The organism is Lentibacillus sp. Marseille-P4043, assembly GCF_900258515.1.
Lineage (GTDB): Bacteria > Bacillota > Bacilli > Bacillales > Amphibacillaceae > Lentibacillus_C.
In genome coordinates, this window is record NZ_LT984884.1 from 3291405 (window position 1) to 3308624 (window position 17220).

Genomic DNA, 17220 nt, shown 5'->3' on the forward strand with positions numbered 1-17220 from the left:
TCTCACATACAATCCTTTTTCATTGATTCGACAAATAAGGAATGATTTCCTCTATTCGCTTCATTTTAGAATACAAGAGGAAATAAGTCTGTTGAAACTCTTTGGATCAATAAACATGTTTTAGGAAAGGAGGAAATTAAACATATGCATGCTGAAAATATGGAAGCCTCTCCAACACTCGCGGCAATCATTGAGGATTTTGAAAAAAGAGGGCTTGAAAGAGGGCTTGAAAAAGGTTTAAAGAAAGGCAAAAAGGAAGGCTATAAAGAAGCTATGAACACCTTCGCAAAAAAGTTAATACATGATGCTTTTCCTGATGAAAAGATTGAAAAATTAACAGAGTTACTACAAGAGGATAATGGGTTGTTAAGAAAATCACAAAAATGAATTCAAAATGAAGCTGGCAATTGACAACCGGCTTCATTTTTTAGTTTCATCCATAAAGCGAAACTTCATTATATGGGAGTTCATAACGCACAGGACCTCCGTCCGCTGTATCCAGCTGCTCCTTTTACATGGGACAATCAGTTACTGTGCCGTATAACCACCATCTAACAAAACAGCCTGACCTGTCACACCTTTCGCTTTATCACTTGTCAAATACATCGTATAATCTGCAATTTCTTGTACTTCCAACAATCGTTTCTGTGGGACTAATGGATAAATAACTTCTTCTAACACCTTTTCAAGTGAAACATTTCGACTATTCGCTAGGTCTTCAAGCTGATTCCTCACAAGTGGTGTATCCACATATCCCGGACACATCGCATTAACTGTTATTCCGTCTTCGGCCCCTTCCAAAGCTGCTACTTTAGTTAGACCAATTAGTCCGTGTTTTGCACTGTTATAAGCTGCTTTGCCAGCAAAACCGATAACTCCATTAATCGATGCCATATTGATAATTCGTCCATACCCTTGTTTTTTCATAATTGGAAAAGCATGTTTAATTGCTGTGAATGGTGCAACAAGCATAATTTTGGTTATCAGCTCAAATTTTTCTGTTGGGAATTCCTCAATCGGGGCAATGTGCTGCAATCCTGCATTGTTGATTAAAATGTCAAGTCTTCCATATTTCTCAACTGATTGATCAATCGCATTGGTTAATTGTTCTTCATTTGTTACATCGCACGTGATACCAAAACAATCACAGCCGGCCTTGGTTAACTTTTCCGTAACCTCTTGCAATTTTTCCTCGTTAATATCCGAAAAGACAACTTTTGCATTGTTTTTGGCAAATTCAACACCAATTTCATGACCAATTCCACTTGCAGCACCTGTAATAAATACTACCTTGTCATCTACAAACATCGGTATACCTCCAAAATCATTTATTTACTCAAATCCCATTTATTTGCTATTTCTACTAGATTAAGTTAGCCCTTTTATTTGACATATACCTTATGTTACTTTTTTCCCACTTTAACATGCTGTATGCACACTCCAAGATAACCTGTAACAAAGAGTGCTTTTTGACTTATTACCCAGGAAATAAGTTACCGAGAACTCACGATACCTGGATTCAAAAAGCACCCAAAGCAACGGTTAAAGCTTAGTCAAAAATCCGGACCATATATTCACAATGGTCATCCCCATTAATATTACATTTAATTTCATAAACAGAAAGATTCCTTTGTAATATTTTGGCTAATCCTCCTTCAAGAATTGCCCCTTCCAAATCACAGACCATTTTTCCTTCCGTCACAGGCAAACCTTTGCAAAAACAATCCTCTACTTTAATTAGCAAGTGATCCTCCGTTTTTTCTAACAATGTAGGTATCCCGATTTTTAACCCTTCATATGTCGCAAACAATTCTTCAATTGTCTCTACAGGAAGACTATCACCAATTTTCCTACCAATTGTCAATGTAGTCGTTTTTCCTTCCATTGGTAGCCCCTGATTTATACCGATTAGTCGAATAGCACGGAAAAGCTCAAGAGGTACATCTTCTCCAAGTGTTGACCGATCCATCTTTTGTAAATCATCAAATGAAAATAACCCCATTCCAGTTCCCTCCCTTGATGTATTCTATCTACTAACCTATTATATCCCTTTATTACTAATTTTTTAAAGTCTATCGATTCCTAAACAGTGCCTTTTCAGCTATAATTAAAGTAAAAAACAGGGCTTAAGGAGTGGGGCGAAATGCTATCACCTAATGAAATAAAAATGAATCAGATAATCTATAATGGATTTATGCAAAGCAAAGAAGGCATGATGATTGTCAATTATGATTATCAGATCCTAACAACGAACAATGCACTAGAAAACATGATAGGCATAGATAATAATAGGATTGATTTAAAGTATTTTTTGACATCCCATTTCTTAGGAGAAACGCTTTTTACTGATCTTCAGCATTCGCTCGAAGGTGATGGCACGTGGGAAGATCGAGTTTGGTTAAAACAACAAAATGACACCGTATTGCCTTTATGGTTAAACGTACAATCGATCATTGGCAATACAGAAAAGCATATTTGCTATCTTTTCACGTTCCAGCCTATTCCCAACTATATGAAAAAGCGAGATAAAGTAGGTTTTTTAGCATTTAATGATATGCTAACCCAATTACCAAACCGTTTATCATTCGAAAATAAAGTAAATAATTTCCTGTTGCAGCCTCGTTCTAAAGAAAATATGTTTGCTTTACTATTCATTGATTTGGATCGCTTCAAACTAATCAATGATACGTTCGGCCATTCGCATGGAGATTTATTATTACAAGAAGCAGCAAATCGTTTAAAATCCTGTTTTCCTCAAAAAAATACCATTGCCCGCTGGGGTGGCGATGAATTTATTTGTTTGCTACCTTTTTCTGAGGAAAAAAATGTTGTCCAAACAGCTAAAGATATCATCTCAAGGTTTTCTGCCCCTTTTATACTAAGAGAAAGTGAAATATATGTAACCGTAAGTATTGGCATCAGTTTGTATCCTCATGATGGAGAAAACCTAGAAACACTAATCACCCAAGCAGATTCAGCCATGTATGTTGCAAAAAAAACGGGCAGAAATAACTATGCATTTTCCCGAGCAGAATTACATGCATCTAATTTTGAAAAACTAAATCTCGAAAGCATGTTACGAAAAGCATTAAAAGAAGACCAACTAGTACTTTATTATCAACCCCAAATAAATATCGTTACCAAAGAATTGGAAGCTGTTGAAGCATTAGTTCGCTGGCACCATCCTGAATACGGAGTAATACCGCCTAACGAATTTATTCCAATTGCGGAGGATTCTGGATTAATTCTGGACATTGATGACTGGGTGTTACATACCGCTTGCCGACAGTTGAAAACTTGGGAAACAAATCAAGACAAACAAATTCGTGTATCCATAAATTTATCGGCGCAGCAATTTATGCAAAAAGGGCTTCCGGAAAAAATAGCTACCATTTTATCGGAAACAGAACTAGAACCTTCCTTACTGGAGATTGAAATTACCGAGACGATGGTGATGCAAGATACAAAAATGTCTGCATTACAAATTGGCAAAATACGTGCCATGGGGGTAAAAATAGCCATTGACGATTTTGGAACTGGTCATTCCTCATTCCAATATTTAAAGAATTTTGCTGTAGATAGTTTAAAAATAGATAAAATTTTCATTGATGATATCGAATCAAATCAAAACACCAAAGCGATTATGCATTCTATGATTCATCTAGGACACGACCTTAACTTAAGAGTAGTTGCAGAAGGAGTTGAAACAACAGAACAACTTTTAAAACTGCAAGATCAAAAGTGTGATGTCGTCCAAGGGTATTTATTCTATAAGCCAATGCAAACCGAGAAAATCGACGAACTCTTAGATGAGAAAAAATCTGCAACAAGCTGTTAACTGACGAAAACGCCTGCATCTACCGGACCTTTTCCGACTAATGCAGGCATCTCTATATAAACTTCTTTATTAGTTTAGTTTCATAATTACCACAATGCATCATGCAATCCTTCAACCGAAGCTGGTTTTATCGTCCATTAATATGGAATAAATCTTATATTCACTTCGACCCAATTCCTTTGCTTCATATAGCGCTTCATCTGCATATTTCAGCAGTTTCTTTTTACGGTTAGCATGATCAGGATAAAATGAAATGCCAATTCCAGCACCTAAATCAATTTCAGAATGATTATAGGTAAACGGCTCTTCCAACGAAGATAAAATTCGCTTTGCAACATCTTCAGCCATTTTCGGTGAATCAAGTTCAGGTAAAACAACTGCCATTTCGTCCCCACCAAATCGGGCAACCGTATCTGTTTCACGAATAGACGCTTTTATTCTTTTTGCAAGTTCTTTTATAACCGCATCCCCAGCATCATGACCATACGTATCATTAACCTGTTTGAAATGCCGTCCATCTAACATCATTACCGCAACTTTCTTTTTCGAACGATCTGCTTGATGAATAGCCATATCTAATCTGTCATCAAAAGTTCTGCGGTTTGGCAACCCGGTTAAAAAGTCGTAAAAGGCCATATTTGCCAATTCCTCTCGACGTTTTTTTCGTTCCGTAATATCGCGGGAAATGGATACCAATTGCTTTATTTCACCATTCTCAATAATCGGAGTTGTTGTAGCCTCCAACCAAACATAATGTCCTTGCTGGTGTCGAACACGCATTTCTACTGGCGGGACTTCCTCTCCTTTGGCAGCACGTGCAAACCCTTTTTCCACCCATGGAATGTCATCAGGATGAATATGATTGATAAACGCTTTGCCAATATAATCCACGGAATTATAGCCGAGAACCTGTTCATTAGACGGTGAAACATATTCAACAATACCTGTTGGACTTAACGTCTTAATTACATCAAAAGCATTTTCCGTTATTAAACGAAATTTTTCTTCACTCTTTTGTAAATCCCTTGCTGCCTTATTAAAATCTGTAATGTTCTTGCAAAAGGCAGTAGCTCCAATAACCTTGCCTTTCTCATTACGTACAGGTGTATATGAAGCAAGAATATCTAAAATTTCCCCACATCTTGTCCTTCGCTTTGTTTCATAGGAAGTAATGACCTGACCATTACGGATCTTCTCATCGACTTCACTTGCACCATCAATAATATCTGATGGCACAATTAAATCGTGGGTCTCCATGACCTCTGCTTCACTGTATCCAAATGTTTTTTCAAAAGCAGGGTTAACTTTTTGGATATCTCCTTTTAAGTTTACAAAATAAACTGGGTCAACCGAATAATTCCAAAACACTTCCAATTCTTCTTTTGTTTCAATCAATTCCTCTCGTGCGCGTTTTTGTTCGGTTATGTTTTTTGCAACTCCGTATAATCCAACAACTTGATTGTCTATCACAATCGGTATATTCACGACACTTAGATCAATTTTTTGACCCGATTTATGTTTAAAGCCAATTTCATAGTTGACTGGCTGTTTATGCTCAATTGCACGTTTGAAATGTAAATTCGTTTTTTCCCTATCTTCAGGAGTAATAAAAGGTAAGAAGGATTTTCCTAATAATTCATCCATGACGTAGCCAGTGATCTTTTCTCTAGCAGGATTTCCACTTGTATAGTTTCCTTCAAGGTCCAGAGAGTAGATAGCATCAGGATGATTATCGAATAAGGATTTATACCTTTGTTCATTTTCATACAGAAGTCGTTCCAATTTGTTCTTTTCTGTTACATCTTTGGCAATTCCATAGACACCAACAACCTGACCATCAACAACAATAGGAACATTTTTTACATGCAAAAGAATTTTTTGACCGTCACGTTTATGTAACCAGGTTTGATATTCTTCCTTTTCACCGTTTAATGCCCGATCAAAATGTGCAGATGCTGCCACTAAACTTTCTTCCGCAATTAATGGTGCAAATGATTTTCCTATGATATCATTCTCTTCGTATCCGGTAATTTGTGTCACCATATTGTTAATGTTGATAAAATTCCCTTGCAAGTCAAATTCAAATACTGCGTCACCGTTGTTTTCAACCAATGAATTTAATCGTTTTTGGTGTTTTTCCATGGTTTTTTTCGTTTTCTGCAGCTCACGTTCTTTCTGATTTCTATCCGTTACATCTCGAACAATTGCCAAAATATATCGACAGGTGCCATCATCAGATAAAATCGGATTAAGTGATGCTTCACCAATAAACTGACCGTTAACGGTAGACAGTCTTTCCTCAAAATCAAGCTCTTCCTTTGTGGACAGGCAGTTGTTATAGTTTTGCCTTAACGTTTCCGCAAGTTCCTCAGGCACAACATCCTCAATCAACTTTCCCTCCATATTCTCCTCCATATCTAGAACCTGTATCGCTGATCGGTTTACATAGACATAGCGAAATGAATTACCATCTGCCTCCATGATAAAAACCAAATCCTTAATAGAATCAAACATTTTTCGAATCATTGTAACGTTATGACTTATATTATGTATAAATTGCTTCATTGCAGTCCACTCCTTTTTCCCACAGCAATACAATACCCGTTTTACGAACATTATAAACAAGAAAAAAGGTCCTGTCCCCACTTGAGGGACTAGACCCCTTTTTTTACGACCCTGACGTGCCTGGTCGACTTTGGATATTGTACTTTTTTTCACCTTTCTTTTTTTCTCTGTCTAATGCATTCAGTTCTTCCTTACTTTTGTTTTTGGCCTTTTTACTCATGACAAAACCTCCTCACCTTTAGTTTGACTCATTTCAATAAAAAGATGAGTGAAAAATCCTTTGCCTACAAACAATGCATCTTATTCTCTGCCTGATCCCAAGGTACTTTATACCCTTGACCTTTTGCACAAAAAATAGAGTTGGAGGTGTATTCCAGATCGGCGTCCTTATCATAATCCAATCTTTTTATGACCGCTTCTTCATTATGGCAACGGTCATACCCGCCAAACTGAAGATTTAACCTTCCTTTCCCGTGAGTAAAAGAAGCAAACATGAAGTTATAGTTCATAAATGTTGCCACAGGTACTCTACCCTGTACAATCACCTTGTCCCCTATCGTTTCCGGCGGGTCAAAAGTTCCGTGTGCTTGCTGAATGTCTGATAACACCCTCCCAATATGGTCTAATTCTACTTTTACTTTAAAGTTATAATATGGTTCCAATAATACATTTTTCGCTTTTTCCAACCCTTGTCGTAATGCTCGGTATGTAGCCTCTCGGAAATCTCCGCCAGAGGTGTGCTTATTATGCGCCTTTCCAGTTAATAAGGTGATTTTTACATCTGTGAGCGCTGAACCCGTTAATAGACCATGATGATATCGCTCGAACAAATGACGCCGAATTAAATTTTGATTTCCAACCGACAAATCATTTGGATGACAATCCGACTCAAAGATAATGCCACTGTTTCTTTCAGTCGGCTCTATGTTGAGATGTACTTCAGCATAATGCTTTAATGGTTCAAAATGCCCATAACCAATTACTTGCCTTTCAACTGTTTCTTTATAGAGAATTTTAGGTTCGGCAAAAGAAATATTAAAACCGAATCTATTTTTGACAAGCTGTTCCAATACCTCCAGCTGGATGACTCCCATAACATGGATATAGATTTCTTGAAAATTTTCATCCCATAAAACGTGTAAAGATGGGTCTTCTGCATCCAGGATATCGAAGCACTGCAATACTTCTTTTACATGGACAGATGAATCAAAGACAACTTTAGACTTTAAGGTTGGTACCATTTCATAACGAACCTTTTCTTTAAGCGTACCTACCCCATCTCCAACAGACGCCTTCGATAACCCGACAACACCAAAAATTTCGCCTGCTGCAACTCGATCAACTGTCTTAAAACTTCCGCCATGATAAATTCTTAATTGTGTTACTTTCTCCGTCACCCTATTTTCTTCATCACCATAGCTAATCTCATCTCGAACACGTACTGAACCATTAACTGCTTTTAGAAAAGTTACCCTAATCCCATCGTCATAGCGAATTTTATAAACTTGACCAGCAAAATCACCATCATCCGAATAAAATGTTTTGGTAAGTTGATCCAGGCTATCAAAAAAATCAATAACACCAATATCCTGTAATGCTGAACCACTAGAACAAGCAAAAATTTTATTTTCCTTTATATGTTGTTGTAATGTTTGTAACCATAAATTTTTGTCATAACCTGACTCCATATAATATTCAAGAAGCTGTTCATCACGCTCTGCAATAAATTCAATTAACTCTTCCTTCATTTCCCCATTATGAAAAGTTGTTGTAAGATCACATACATCTTCTGTTAGATTGGTACGAATTTCGTCCAAGACACCTGTTGCATTAGCACCTTCACGATCCGTTTTATTGATGAAGAAAAATGTGGGAATATGATGTTTTTGCAGCAATTGCCAAACCGTTTCTGTATGCCCTTCTACACCTTCAACCGCACTAACCATGACAATGGCATAATCCATCACCTGGATGGCTCGTTCCATTTCCGGGGAAAAATCGACATGCCCAGGAGTGTCAATCAAAAAATAATTGGAATCTTTATATGTAATTAGTCCTTGATCTGCAAAAACCGTAATTCCACGTGCCTTTTCAATATCATGACGATCAAGATAAGCATCTCGATGGTCAACACGGCCTTTTTGCCGGATACTTTTTGTATGGTAAAGCAGTTGCTCGGAAAAGGTTGTCTTCCCGGCATCAACATGTGCTACTATTCCGATTGTCTTATTCATTGTGTCACCTCGAACATTTTCAATTGCCTATCATTATTATATCAAAGTAACATCTAACTGTAAGAAAGAATCCATACAAAATAAAAATAGGGGATTAGCAACTTATTTCTAACAAGTTACAGATCCCCAAAAACTTAAAAATTACTCTACAAGCAAAGTTTTCGCTTGTTTCCCCGGATGATGAGCTGGCAACTGATCTCCATGACCAAATAGATTATCCTGCTTCTTCTTCTGTTCTGCCAACAATTGGAACAAACATCGAAAGAATTTTCACCTCTTCTGGAGATCTTCCCGTTTTCTTGATATCTGCCCGTAGTTTCTGAACTGTTTCTTTAGCAGCAGCAATATTTGGTGCACCAATGAATGTAAGTTCTGCATTTTGAGCAGCAAATGCGCGACCTTTTGTAGAAGCACCTGCTTGATATATGACCGGCGTCCGCTGCGGTGATGGTTCACTTAAGTGAGCACCAGGCACTTTAAAATATTTTCCTTCATGTTTAATATCATGAACTTTGTCTGGATCGGTATAGATGCCATTTTCTTTATCAACCTTAACAGCATCGTCCTCCCAACTTTCTTCCCAAAGCTTATAGCAAACACCCAAGTATTCTGCTGCAATATCATAACGCTCATCATGTTTCACTTGGTCATCAAATCCCATATTTACTGCTGCACTTTTCAGGTAAGACGTTACAATGTTCCATCCAATCCGCCCATTCGTTAGATGATCCAACGTTGTCATTTTGCGGGCAAAAGGATATGGATGTTCATGTGTAACAGAAGCCGTTACACCAAATCCGAGATGCTTCGTTACGCCCGCCATTAACGGAACAACCAATAACGGATCATTGACTGGTACCTGTGCCCCCTGACGAACAGCCGCATCCCGTGAGCCTTGATATACATCATATGCACCTAATACATCCGCAATAAATACAGCATCAAACCGACCTTTTTCCAGTAGTTTAGCAAGTTCAATCCAATACTCACTATCCTTGTATCGATGTGATTCATCTTCTGAATGGGTCCATAATCCAGGAGATTGATGACCCGCACAGTTCATATCAAACGCATTTAAATAGATTCGTTTGTTCGGCATATTTGGATGGCCCTCCTTCATTTAATTCAAATGTTTCTTTAATACAATGAAGCTGCTAGTGCATTTTGTTTATACACCAATTCCACAAAGTAATGTAATTGCTTTTTAGTGCGTTGTAAAATGTCCTCATCAACTATTGGATTTTTCTTTTGTTTATCAATCTGACTATCAAGTACATAGATACCTTTTAGATTATATCCTTTTAATGTTGCTAGCACAGGTTTTAATGCATATTCAATTGCTAGAAGATGAGACATACTCCCACCAGTCATGAGCGGGAGGACAGGTTTATGTTTGAGCACATCTTGCGGAAGTATATCAAGCAGTGCTTTTAAAACTCCCGAATAAGCGCCTTTATACACAGGCGAACCAACTATGACACCTTTAGCCGCCTGAGTTAATGTCGCGATTTCCCGGATGGCCGGAGTATCAAAGTCTCCCGAAAATAAAGTTTCAGGTGGCACATCTTTAACCGAAATATGGGTTACCGAAAAATCTTCCTGTTTAAGTAAAGTTCCCAAATATTTCAGGACCTGTTCCGATCGGGAATATGCTGATGGACTCCCAGATAAAATAGCAATTTCACTCATACAATCATCCCTTCTATTTTTCTAACGTTCGTTATTTAGCTACTGTGAATTTTTTCATTAGAAAACCCCCTTTTCTTTTATTCGAGAAAAGAGGGTTATTTTACGTTTAACATTCAATTTCCGCTCTTATCTCCCAAGAATTACTCCCGCTGGAATTAGCACCTTCCCGACAAGTGTCAGAGGTTGCTGAAGCTTCACAGGGCCAGATCCCTCAGCTTCTCTTGATAAGATTATTTAATTTTAATTTAAAGTATATTCCAACAAATCCAATAAGTCAAGTAGGAATTAAAAAATATGGTTCAATCCAAATATGCATGTAAATAAAAGGAACCAGAATTACCTGGTTCCTTCTTTTTTCTTATTCTTATTCCGTCAACAACGGATAGTAACCTTCTTCATTATGTGTTTCTGTTCCAACAAGTGGCGGATTAAATACACACACCATGCGCATTTGTGTTCTTGCGCGAAGTAGGTGCTTATCATTCTCATCTAGTGTATACATTGTTCCTGCTTTAAGTTGCCACACTTCACCAGTTTCTACTTTTTCAATTTCTCCTTCGCCTTCAATACAATAAACTGCTTCAATATGGTTTTTATACCAAAAATAATTCTCTGTACCAGCTTTGATTAATGTATCATTCACACTAAAACCAACATTGTCTTTTTTTAATAAAAATCGGCGACTCGTCCAGTTTTCTCCTGATGTTTCGTCCTCAGTACCTTTAATATCTTCAAGTGATTTTACGATCATTTCTACATTTCTCCTCTCTATTTTTCAGGCAATATCTATTACAATGTATTATGCAAGAACGTGATTTATACTTTCTTCCAAAATTCCAAGTCCTATTTTCAAACCTTCTTTATCAATGATAAGCGGCGGAAGGAACTTAATAACTTCATCATTTGGTCCTGAAGTTTCAACTATTAATCCACGTTCAAATGCTTCCGAACAAATTTTACTAGTAACATCATTTGTATTGTCGATGGCAATTCCCTGCATTAGACCTCTACCACGAGCCTCTCCATTTAGTTCTGGGAATTTTTTGATAATCGATTGAATACCTTCCTTTAAAATAAGCGCCTTCTCTTTAATTGACTGACTGAATTCATCTGTTTCCCAATTGGTCAATGCTTCTGATGCAGCAATAAATGCAAGGTTATTGCCTCGGAATGTTCCATTATGCTCACCAGGCCCCCATTGATCATATTCTGGTTTAATCAGTGTAATAGCCATTGGTAGGCCAATACCGCCGATCGATTTAGAAAGGCAGACAACATCTGGATTAATACCAGCAGGCTCAAAACTAAAGAAAGTACCTGTTCTGCCACATCCTGCTTGAACATCATCAATAATTAATAAAATGTCCCAACGTTTACAAATATTTTCTATTTTTTTCAGCCATTCCATTCTTGCAGCATTTATTCCACCTTCACCTTGAACGGTTTCTAAAATAATTGCTGCTGGTAATGCTACACCGCTTCCACTATCTTCTAGAAAACGTTCCAAATATGCAATTGTATCTTGACCATCCATGTATCCGTCAAATGGCATTGAAACAGAATGGTTGAGCGGAATTCCAGCACCATGGCGTTTGAATGAATTTCCTGTAACAGAAAGGGAACCAATTGTCATACCGTGGAATGCGTTTGTGAAGCTAATAACGGTATCACGACCAGTAACCTTTCTGGCAATTTTAAGGGCGCTTTCGACTGTGTTTGTTCCCGTTGGTCCAGGAAACATAATTTTATAGTCGAGTTCACGGGGTGTAAGAATAACGTCATTAAATCGTTCTAAGAATTTTTGTCTCGGTGTTGTTCCCATGTCGAGGCTATGGATTATTCCATCATTACGTATATAATCAATTATTTTCTCCTGCATTGCCTCATTGTTATGACCATAATTTAATGTCCCGGCACCTGCAAAGAAATCAATATATTCTTTATCATCTATATCCCACAACTTATATCCTTTAGCCTTTGTAAAGATAGTTGGCCAGCCTCTGCTGTAACTTCTTACTGTAGACTCAAGTTCTTCAAACGTTTTCATTTTCGCATCGCTTAATACTGCTGTTGTCACCTGCATCATTCCCTTTATTTATTTTCTTCTGAAATAGGTCCAATCTTATACAACAATTCGTCTTCATGCCCTGTTCGTGGAAAATCGATCGATAAAATATAACTTGATGTTATACAATTCGTCTCAAGCTTCTTCGCAAGACCTAAAAATAAATGTTGTGATGGTATATTTGACGGCGAGACGGTCGCTTCAACATAACGAACATCCTCACACGATTCACGATTTAGTAACTGAAAAAGCATCTTTGTTCCCAACCCTTGACCGCGTTGTGATTCATGAACAGCTACCTGCCAGATGAAAAGTGTATTTGGTTTATCTGGGCGAACAAACCCAGAAATAAATCCAACTGTTTCTCCGTCCCTTTTAGCAACAATCGATGTGCCTGAAAATATCTCACACCACATGATATAACTATAGGAAGAGTTAAGATCAAGAACTCCAGTATGTTTAATCAGTTCCCAGACTTCTGCGCCATCATCTTTATCAGGCGTGCGAAAGTGAAATTCGGTTTTCATTTCTTTAGGCTTTACCATTTCTCCGATTCCGCTTTTATTAATGCTCCCACCTCCAAATTATTTTTTCTTCAATATTTCGCGTACTTAAATAGCTTAAACTAGCCGGAAAATTTCGTCAAAATGGATTAAACCTTATTTATTGTGTTTAAACATGCTTAAGCTTGATTAAGAGGAAATAAGTGACAAGGCTTTTAAATAGCTATCAAATAGTGGTTAATAATCTGGATTTTAAACAATTCAGGTTTTTCTCCCTCTGTAACCAATCCAACAAACTTATTTAAGATAATGGCAAACTTTCCTCATTAAAAAGGGATTACTCATCATTATATTAAATTATAATAAAATAACTTAGTCTAAAATGGAGGCGATTGAATGTCTAATATAGTCACCATGGAAAATGTCACAAAAAAATTGGAAAAACAACGGCTGTTAGTAGTGTTTCGTTCACAATCGAAACCGGATCTACTGCGATGAGCCAACTGTGGGTCTAGGTATTACTGCAAGGCGACTTTTTTGGGAAAAAGTCGCTAGTCTAAAAGCAAATGGAAAAACGATTATTTTTTCTACCCACTATCTCGAGGAAGCGAACGATGTTTCCGATCGGATTATTCTATTTCACAACGGAGAGATCATCGCGGATGAAAACCGAAAACGATAAAAAGAAGGTTAACAAAGCGCAGTGTGTCATTCCAAACAGTAGACAATACCATAATTCAGTACATACAGGGATTACCAGAAGTAAGTGATTGTTTTGAGAAGAATGATCGAATTTATGCTGTTACAGATGATACAGACACCGTCCTCGCAGCCATTTTTCAGCAGAAAATAGAAGTAACAGATATTCAAGTTGAGCAAGGTCGTTTAGATGATGTGTTTGAACATCTGACTGATGAACAGGAAGAGGTGATCTAAGATGAACGCAATTTTGATACAGTGTAAAATGGAAGTGCTTCGTATTTTTCGCAATCCATATTTTATATTCTGGACGTTATTTATGCCGATCGTTTTTTATTTTATTTTTACAAAGATCGTGAATACAGACGTTCCGAATCCCGAATTGTGGTAAGCACACTATTTAATCTCCATGACCACTTTTAGTGTGATGGGATCGGCAATTATGACTTTTGGCATCGGGTTGGTTCAGGAACGATCACAAGGTTGGACCACTTTTATGAAAATAACCCCATTACCTTCATGGGTCTACTTTGCGATAAAAATGTTTGGGCAAACAGTTGTCCATGCCTTTTCCGTGGTCATTATCTTTTTGGTTGGTTTTCTTATTAATGGTGTCACTTTAACAGCTTCCCAGTGGATTTTTTAGGTTTATGGATATTAATTGCGTCGCTTCCGTTTTTGGCGATTGGAACACTGGTTGGAAGGATGAAAAAAGTCGAAAAAGCTAGTGGTGTCAGTAACATTGGCTATTTGGCTTTGGCGATTTTGGGAGGAATGTGGTTCCCTATGTCAGGTTTTCCTGATTTTCTACAAGCACTTGGACAATGGTTACCATCCTACCACTTCGGAAGCGGGGCATGGGAAATCATTCGTGGCAACTATCCGAATTGGCAAAGTGTCTTTATTTTAGCAGGTTATTTAGTCGCGATCATGGCCTTATCAGGTTATATTCGAAACAAACAGGAAGCAGTTTAGGGAAGACTCTTTTCATAAAGTTTGTTGCTTTTTAAATTTCGTAGTTGATAAACTGTGCACTAATGAAGTTCTCTTTGGTGACACTTTCTTCCCGTTCCAATGGTATATGAGTGCTTGGATTCGCTCCGTCAGAATACTTCGCTTTCCGTGGGCACGGCCTCAGCCTCCTTAGAAGCAAAAAACGCTTCTTCCGGGGTCTTCGGACACGTGCTGTTCCCACAGGAGTCTACGTATTCTGACTCCGCTGATAGGGAATTTCCGATTATAGAGTGGTGATTGTCTATGAAATCAATGTTTAGAAGAGTTCTTATCACTTGAACAGAAAACTATTCTAAGCTGAGGAAAAATGCGAGACTCCTCGAAAATGAAATACACATTTTCTTCGTGCGGTGAAGATTCAAGGATGCCTTTTCAAAGTCCTATGGGAAAAGGAACAGTCTGAAGACCCCATAGTGAGCGTTCTTTGCGAGCGAGGAGGCTGAAGCGTTCCCCATGGAAAGCGAGTATTTTTCCGCAGCGCTGGATTAGCACTCATCTTATAAGTTTTGGAGGAAATCACGTTGCTATTACGTCACACTTTATATCTATTGTGTAAAAAACACCTATCTTTTTATAAAACTTCCTTATTTTAGGTAGTTAGAAACTATGCCATATAAGAAGTCTTAAATTAACGTTAAAAATACATTTGTTTCGATTTTCTTCAAATAATAATATAATAGGAGCTTGTTCCATCTAATTGCAATTCTGTTTAAAGCATGAGACTGTTATCTAAAAGGGGAAGTGAACGGGATGACAACAAAGAATAATATAGCAATCCAATTTAATGAAGTAAGCTATTCCAGTGATGGCATGCAAATTCTCAGCAATATTACCGGTTCTTTTCCTGAAGGCAGCATCACTACATTAGTCGGGCCTTCAGGTGCAGGGAAATCAACACTTTTTAAACTTTGCAATGGATTGCAGTCTCCAAACTCAGGTGAAATTTACATAAAAGAAAAAAACATTAATGATTATGTACCAACTGAATTACGTCGAAATGTAGGGATGGCTCTTCAGCAGGCCACAATGGTTAGCGGGTCAGTACAGAAAAATTTAGCATTACCCTTGGAACTAAAAGGAGAACAAATTTCCGCTGATACTGCAAAAGATTTTATGAATATGGTCGGTCTAGATGAAACGTATTTACAACGTAACGTCAAAGATTTATCTGGCGGACAGCGACAAAAACTATCGATTGCTCGTACCCTTGTCAATCGACCACAGATTCTGTTACTTGATGAAATTACCTCATCATTAGATCGGGTTTCCCAACAGGACATCGAAAAATTGATCATAAACATCAATGAAAAATACAGTACAACTATTATTTGGATCACACATAACTTACAGCAAGCCAGGGAAATTGGGCATTATACGTGGGTAATGATGGCTGGAGAGGTTGTTGAAAGTGGGGAAACTTCCCTACTAGATTCCCCTAAAACAGAACCTGTACAACAGTTCATTAAGGGGGAAGAACAATGAATTTCACAACATTATCACTAGCACTCCTATTTGTCCTCATCCCGATCATCCTGTCCAAAACACTGAAATTAGGGCTTGAAAAGGACACCATTATTGCAACGATTCGTTCCACGATTCAACTGCTAATTGTCGGTTACATCCTTCAATTCGTATTTGATTCCGAAAATATGATCTATATTGGACTCATGATTATTTTAATGATCGCAGCTGCCACACAAAATGCCAGAAAGAAAGGGGCATCAATCAAGGGCATTACTTGGAAACTAATTGTAACGTTTATTTTTGTTGAAGTATTGACACAAGGCATTTTACTGGGCTTGGACATCACACCACCAACCGCCCAATATATCATCCCTATTAGTGGCATGATGATTGGAAATTCCATGGTACTTGGAATCTTGTTCCTTAATCGTTTTACAGCTGAGCTTGATGCGCACTTGGATGAAATTGAGCTTGTTCTGTCACTTGGAGGTACACCGAAACAGGCAATTCACGAACGACTCATTCAATCAATTAAGGCAAGCACAATTCCAACAATTGAAAGCCAGAAAACCATGGGCCTTGTCCAGCTTCCAGGCATGATGAGTGGGCAAATCATTGCCGGTGCGGATCCAGTCCAGGCAGTACTTTTTCAATTACTGGTATTATTCCTGTTGCTGACAACCGCAGTCACCACAAGTGTCTTACTTGGATTTTTATCATACCCGACTTTGTTTAATAAGCGTATGCAGTTGCTGGATGAAAATTTGCAGGATATCGAATAAATGAAAACAGCCAATCACCGTTCATTAGGAGACTGGCTGCTTTTCTAATCGTCATCAACTGTTTCCTCTTCTTGCTCGTCTGAATCCACATCATCAAGATCAAGCCATGCAAGCATTTCCTGTACAAGTTTATTTATTCTTTCGTCAATCGTCTCATCACCATATTTTTCCTTAGCGCGTTCAATGTTATCCAAGACATCATCACCGAATTGGATAACCGGTTTATCTTGCTCAAGGTTATTGAATAAATCTAGAATTTCATCCAGAGCTTTATCGAATCTTTTGTTTTCTAATTCTGTCGCCTTCATCCATTATCACCCATTAATAGGATATCCAATTCGGAATATATTAATGTGGTATGGAGTGA

Annotated in this window: 15 protein-coding genes, 2 pseudogenes and 1 riboswitch; of the genes and pseudogenes, 7 read left to right on the forward strand and 10 right to left on the reverse strand. The window is 37.8% G+C overall.

Translation table 11 applies throughout. From position 1 onward, the window contains the following. Window positions 1-144: 144 nt before the first annotated feature. Window positions 145-387, forward strand: coding sequence for a hypothetical protein (locus C8270_RS16335; RefSeq protein ID WP_106497858.1), 243 nt, complete (start codon window positions 145-147; stop codon window positions 385-387). 141 nt (window positions 388-528) lie between these two features. On the opposite strand, the gene C8270_RS16340 is transcribed toward C8270_RS16335, so the two are convergent. Beyond that, window positions 529-1308, reverse strand: a complete 780-nt coding sequence (locus tag C8270_RS16340) for a 3-hydroxybutyrate dehydrogenase (RefSeq protein ID WP_106497859.1) — start codon at window positions 1306-1308, stop codon at window positions 529-531. Between the two features lie 241 nt (window positions 1309-1549). Further along, entirely contained in the window at window positions 1550-2002 is a 453-nt protein-coding gene (locus tag C8270_RS16345; RefSeq protein WP_106497860.1) for a V4R domain-containing protein, read from the reverse strand. A 141-nt stretch (window positions 2003-2143) separates the two neighbouring features. On the opposite strand from C8270_RS16345, the gene C8270_RS16350 reads away from it, so the two are divergent. After that, on the forward strand, window positions 2144-3838 hold the full coding sequence (locus C8270_RS16350; protein ID WP_106497861.1) for a putative bifunctional diguanylate cyclase/phosphodiesterase: 1695 nt from the start codon (window positions 2144-2146) through the stop codon (window positions 3836-3838). Window positions 3839-3949: 111 nt separating this feature from the next. Here the strand turns inward: C8270_RS16350 and C8270_RS16355 are convergent, their stop codons facing one another. The 7 genes and pseudogenes from C8270_RS16355 to ectA all read right to left on the reverse strand — a co-directional run bounded on the left by C8270_RS16355 (window position 3950) and on the right by ectA (window position 12936). Next, entirely contained in the window at window positions 3950-6403 is a 2454-nt protein-coding gene (locus C8270_RS16355) for a PAS domain S-box protein (protein ID WP_106497862.1), read from the reverse strand. A gap of 284 nt (window positions 6404-6687) precedes the next feature. Then, complete coding sequence (locus C8270_RS16360) at window positions 6688-8637, reverse strand: elongation factor G (protein WP_106497863.1); 1950 nt, start codon at window positions 8635-8637, stop codon at window positions 6688-6690. A gap of 220 nt (window positions 8638-8857) precedes the next feature. Then, window positions 8858-9736: pseudogene (locus C8270_RS16365) on the reverse strand (NtaA/DmoA family FMN-dependent monooxygenase); the annotation flags it as partial. 38 nt (window positions 9737-9774) lie between these two features. Then, entirely contained in the window at window positions 9775-10326 is a 552-nt protein-coding gene (ssuE, locus tag C8270_RS16370) for an NADPH-dependent FMN reductase (protein ID WP_106497865.1), read from the reverse strand. A 123-nt stretch (window positions 10327-10449) separates the two neighbouring features. Continuing rightward, window positions 10450-10557: riboswitch (SAM riboswitch) on the reverse strand. A gap of 133 nt (window positions 10558-10690) precedes the next feature. After that, window positions 10691-11077 carry an ectoine synthase gene (locus tag C8270_RS16375; RefSeq protein ID WP_106497866.1) on the reverse strand — a complete coding sequence of 129 codons (387 nt, stop codon included), beginning with the start codon at window positions 11075-11077 and terminating at the stop codon, window positions 10691-10693. Between the two features lie 48 nt (window positions 11078-11125). After that, window positions 11126-12373 carry a diaminobutyrate--2-oxoglutarate transaminase gene (gene ectB, locus C8270_RS16380; RefSeq protein ID WP_106498573.1) on the reverse strand — a complete coding sequence of 416 codons (1248 nt, stop codon included), beginning with the start codon at window positions 12371-12373 and terminating at the stop codon, window positions 11126-11128. Window positions 12374-12417: 44 nt separating this feature from the next. Next, on the reverse strand, window positions 12418-12936 hold the full coding sequence (gene ectA / locus C8270_RS16385; protein ID WP_106497867.1) for a diaminobutyrate acetyltransferase: 519 nt from the start codon (window positions 12934-12936) through the stop codon (window positions 12418-12420). A gap of 463 nt (window positions 12937-13399) precedes the next feature. On the opposite strand from ectA, the gene C8270_RS20090 reads away from it, so the two are divergent. From C8270_RS20090 to C8270_RS16405, 5 genes and pseudogenes are all read left to right on the forward strand, one after another. Beyond that, window positions 13400-13576, forward strand: coding sequence for a hypothetical protein (locus tag C8270_RS20090; protein ID WP_158701751.1), 177 nt, complete (start codon window positions 13400-13402; stop codon window positions 13574-13576). A gap of 23 nt (window positions 13577-13599) precedes the next feature. Further along, window positions 13600-13830: a hypothetical protein gene (locus tag C8270_RS16390; RefSeq protein WP_106497868.1), complete on the forward strand. Its 231-nt coding sequence runs from the start codon at window positions 13600-13602 to the stop codon at window positions 13828-13830. 1 nt (window position 13831) lies between these two features. Then, window positions 13832-14568 (forward strand): annotated as a pseudogene (locus tag C8270_RS16395) (ABC transporter permease). Between the two features lie 789 nt (window positions 14569-15357). Continuing rightward, window positions 15358-16089, forward strand: a complete 732-nt coding sequence (locus C8270_RS16400; RefSeq protein WP_106497869.1) for an ABC transporter ATP-binding protein — start codon at window positions 15358-15360, stop codon at window positions 16087-16089. Continuing rightward, on the forward strand, window positions 16086-16853 hold the full coding sequence (locus C8270_RS16405; RefSeq protein ID WP_106497870.1) for an ABC transporter permease: 768 nt from the start codon (window positions 16086-16088) through the stop codon (window positions 16851-16853). Before C8270_RS16400 ends, C8270_RS16405 begins: the two co-directional genes overlap by 4 nt. A gap of 44 nt (window positions 16854-16897) precedes the next feature. Here the strand turns inward: C8270_RS16405 and C8270_RS16410 are convergent, their stop codons facing one another. Beyond that, window positions 16898-17161: an atypical membrane-integrating protein (Mistic protein) gene (locus C8270_RS16410; RefSeq protein WP_106497871.1), complete on the reverse strand. Its 264-nt coding sequence runs from the start codon at window positions 17159-17161 to the stop codon at window positions 16898-16900. Window positions 17162-17220: the final 59 nt, after the last annotated feature.

Excerpts from the sequence above, each read along its gene's own strand:
- ssuE (WP_106497865.1), bottom strand. The coding sequence starts at position 10,326 with ATGAGTGAAATTGCTATTTTATCTGGGAGTCCATCAGCATATTCCCGA.
- C8270_RS16360 (WP_106497863.1), bottom strand. The coding sequence starts at position 8,637 with ATGAATAAGACAATCGGAATAGTAGCACATGTTGATGCCGGGAAGACA.
- C8270_RS16345 (WP_106497860.1), bottom strand. The coding sequence starts at position 2,002 with ATGGGGTTATTTTCATTTGATGATTTACAAAAGATGGATCGGTCAACA.
- C8270_RS16340 (WP_106497859.1), bottom strand. The coding sequence starts at position 1,308 with ATGTTTGTAGATGACAAGGTAGTATTTATTACAGGTGCTGCAAGTGGA.
- C8270_RS16375 (WP_106497866.1), bottom strand. The coding sequence starts at position 11,077 with ATGATCGTAAAATCACTTGAAGATATTAAAGGTACTGAGGACGAAACA.
- ectB (WP_106498573.1), bottom strand. The coding sequence starts at position 12,373 with ATGAAAACGTTTGAAGAACTTGAGTCTACAGTAAGAAGTTACAGCAGA.
- ectA (WP_106497867.1), bottom strand. The coding sequence starts at position 12,936 with ATGGTAAAGCCTAAAGAAATGAAAACCGAATTTCACTTTCGCACGCCT.
- C8270_RS16410 (WP_106497871.1), bottom strand. The coding sequence starts at position 17,161 with ATGAAGGCGACAGAATTAGAAAACAAAAGATTCGATAAAGCTCTGGAT.
- C8270_RS16350 (WP_106497861.1), top strand. The coding sequence starts at position 2,144 with ATGCTATCACCTAATGAAATAAAAATGAATCAGATAATCTATAATGGA.
- C8270_RS16335 (WP_106497858.1), top strand. The coding sequence starts at position 145 with ATGCATGCTGAAAATATGGAAGCCTCTCCAACACTCGCGGCAATCATT.
- C8270_RS16400 (WP_106497869.1), top strand. The coding sequence starts at position 15,358 with ATGACAACAAAGAATAATATAGCAATCCAATTTAATGAAGTAAGCTAT.
- C8270_RS16405 (WP_106497870.1), top strand. The coding sequence starts at position 16,086 with ATGAATTTCACAACATTATCACTAGCACTCCTATTTGTCCTCATCCCG.
- C8270_RS16355 (WP_106497862.1), bottom strand. The coding sequence starts at position 6,403 with ATGAAGCAATTTATACATAATATAAGTCATAACGTTACAATGATTCGA.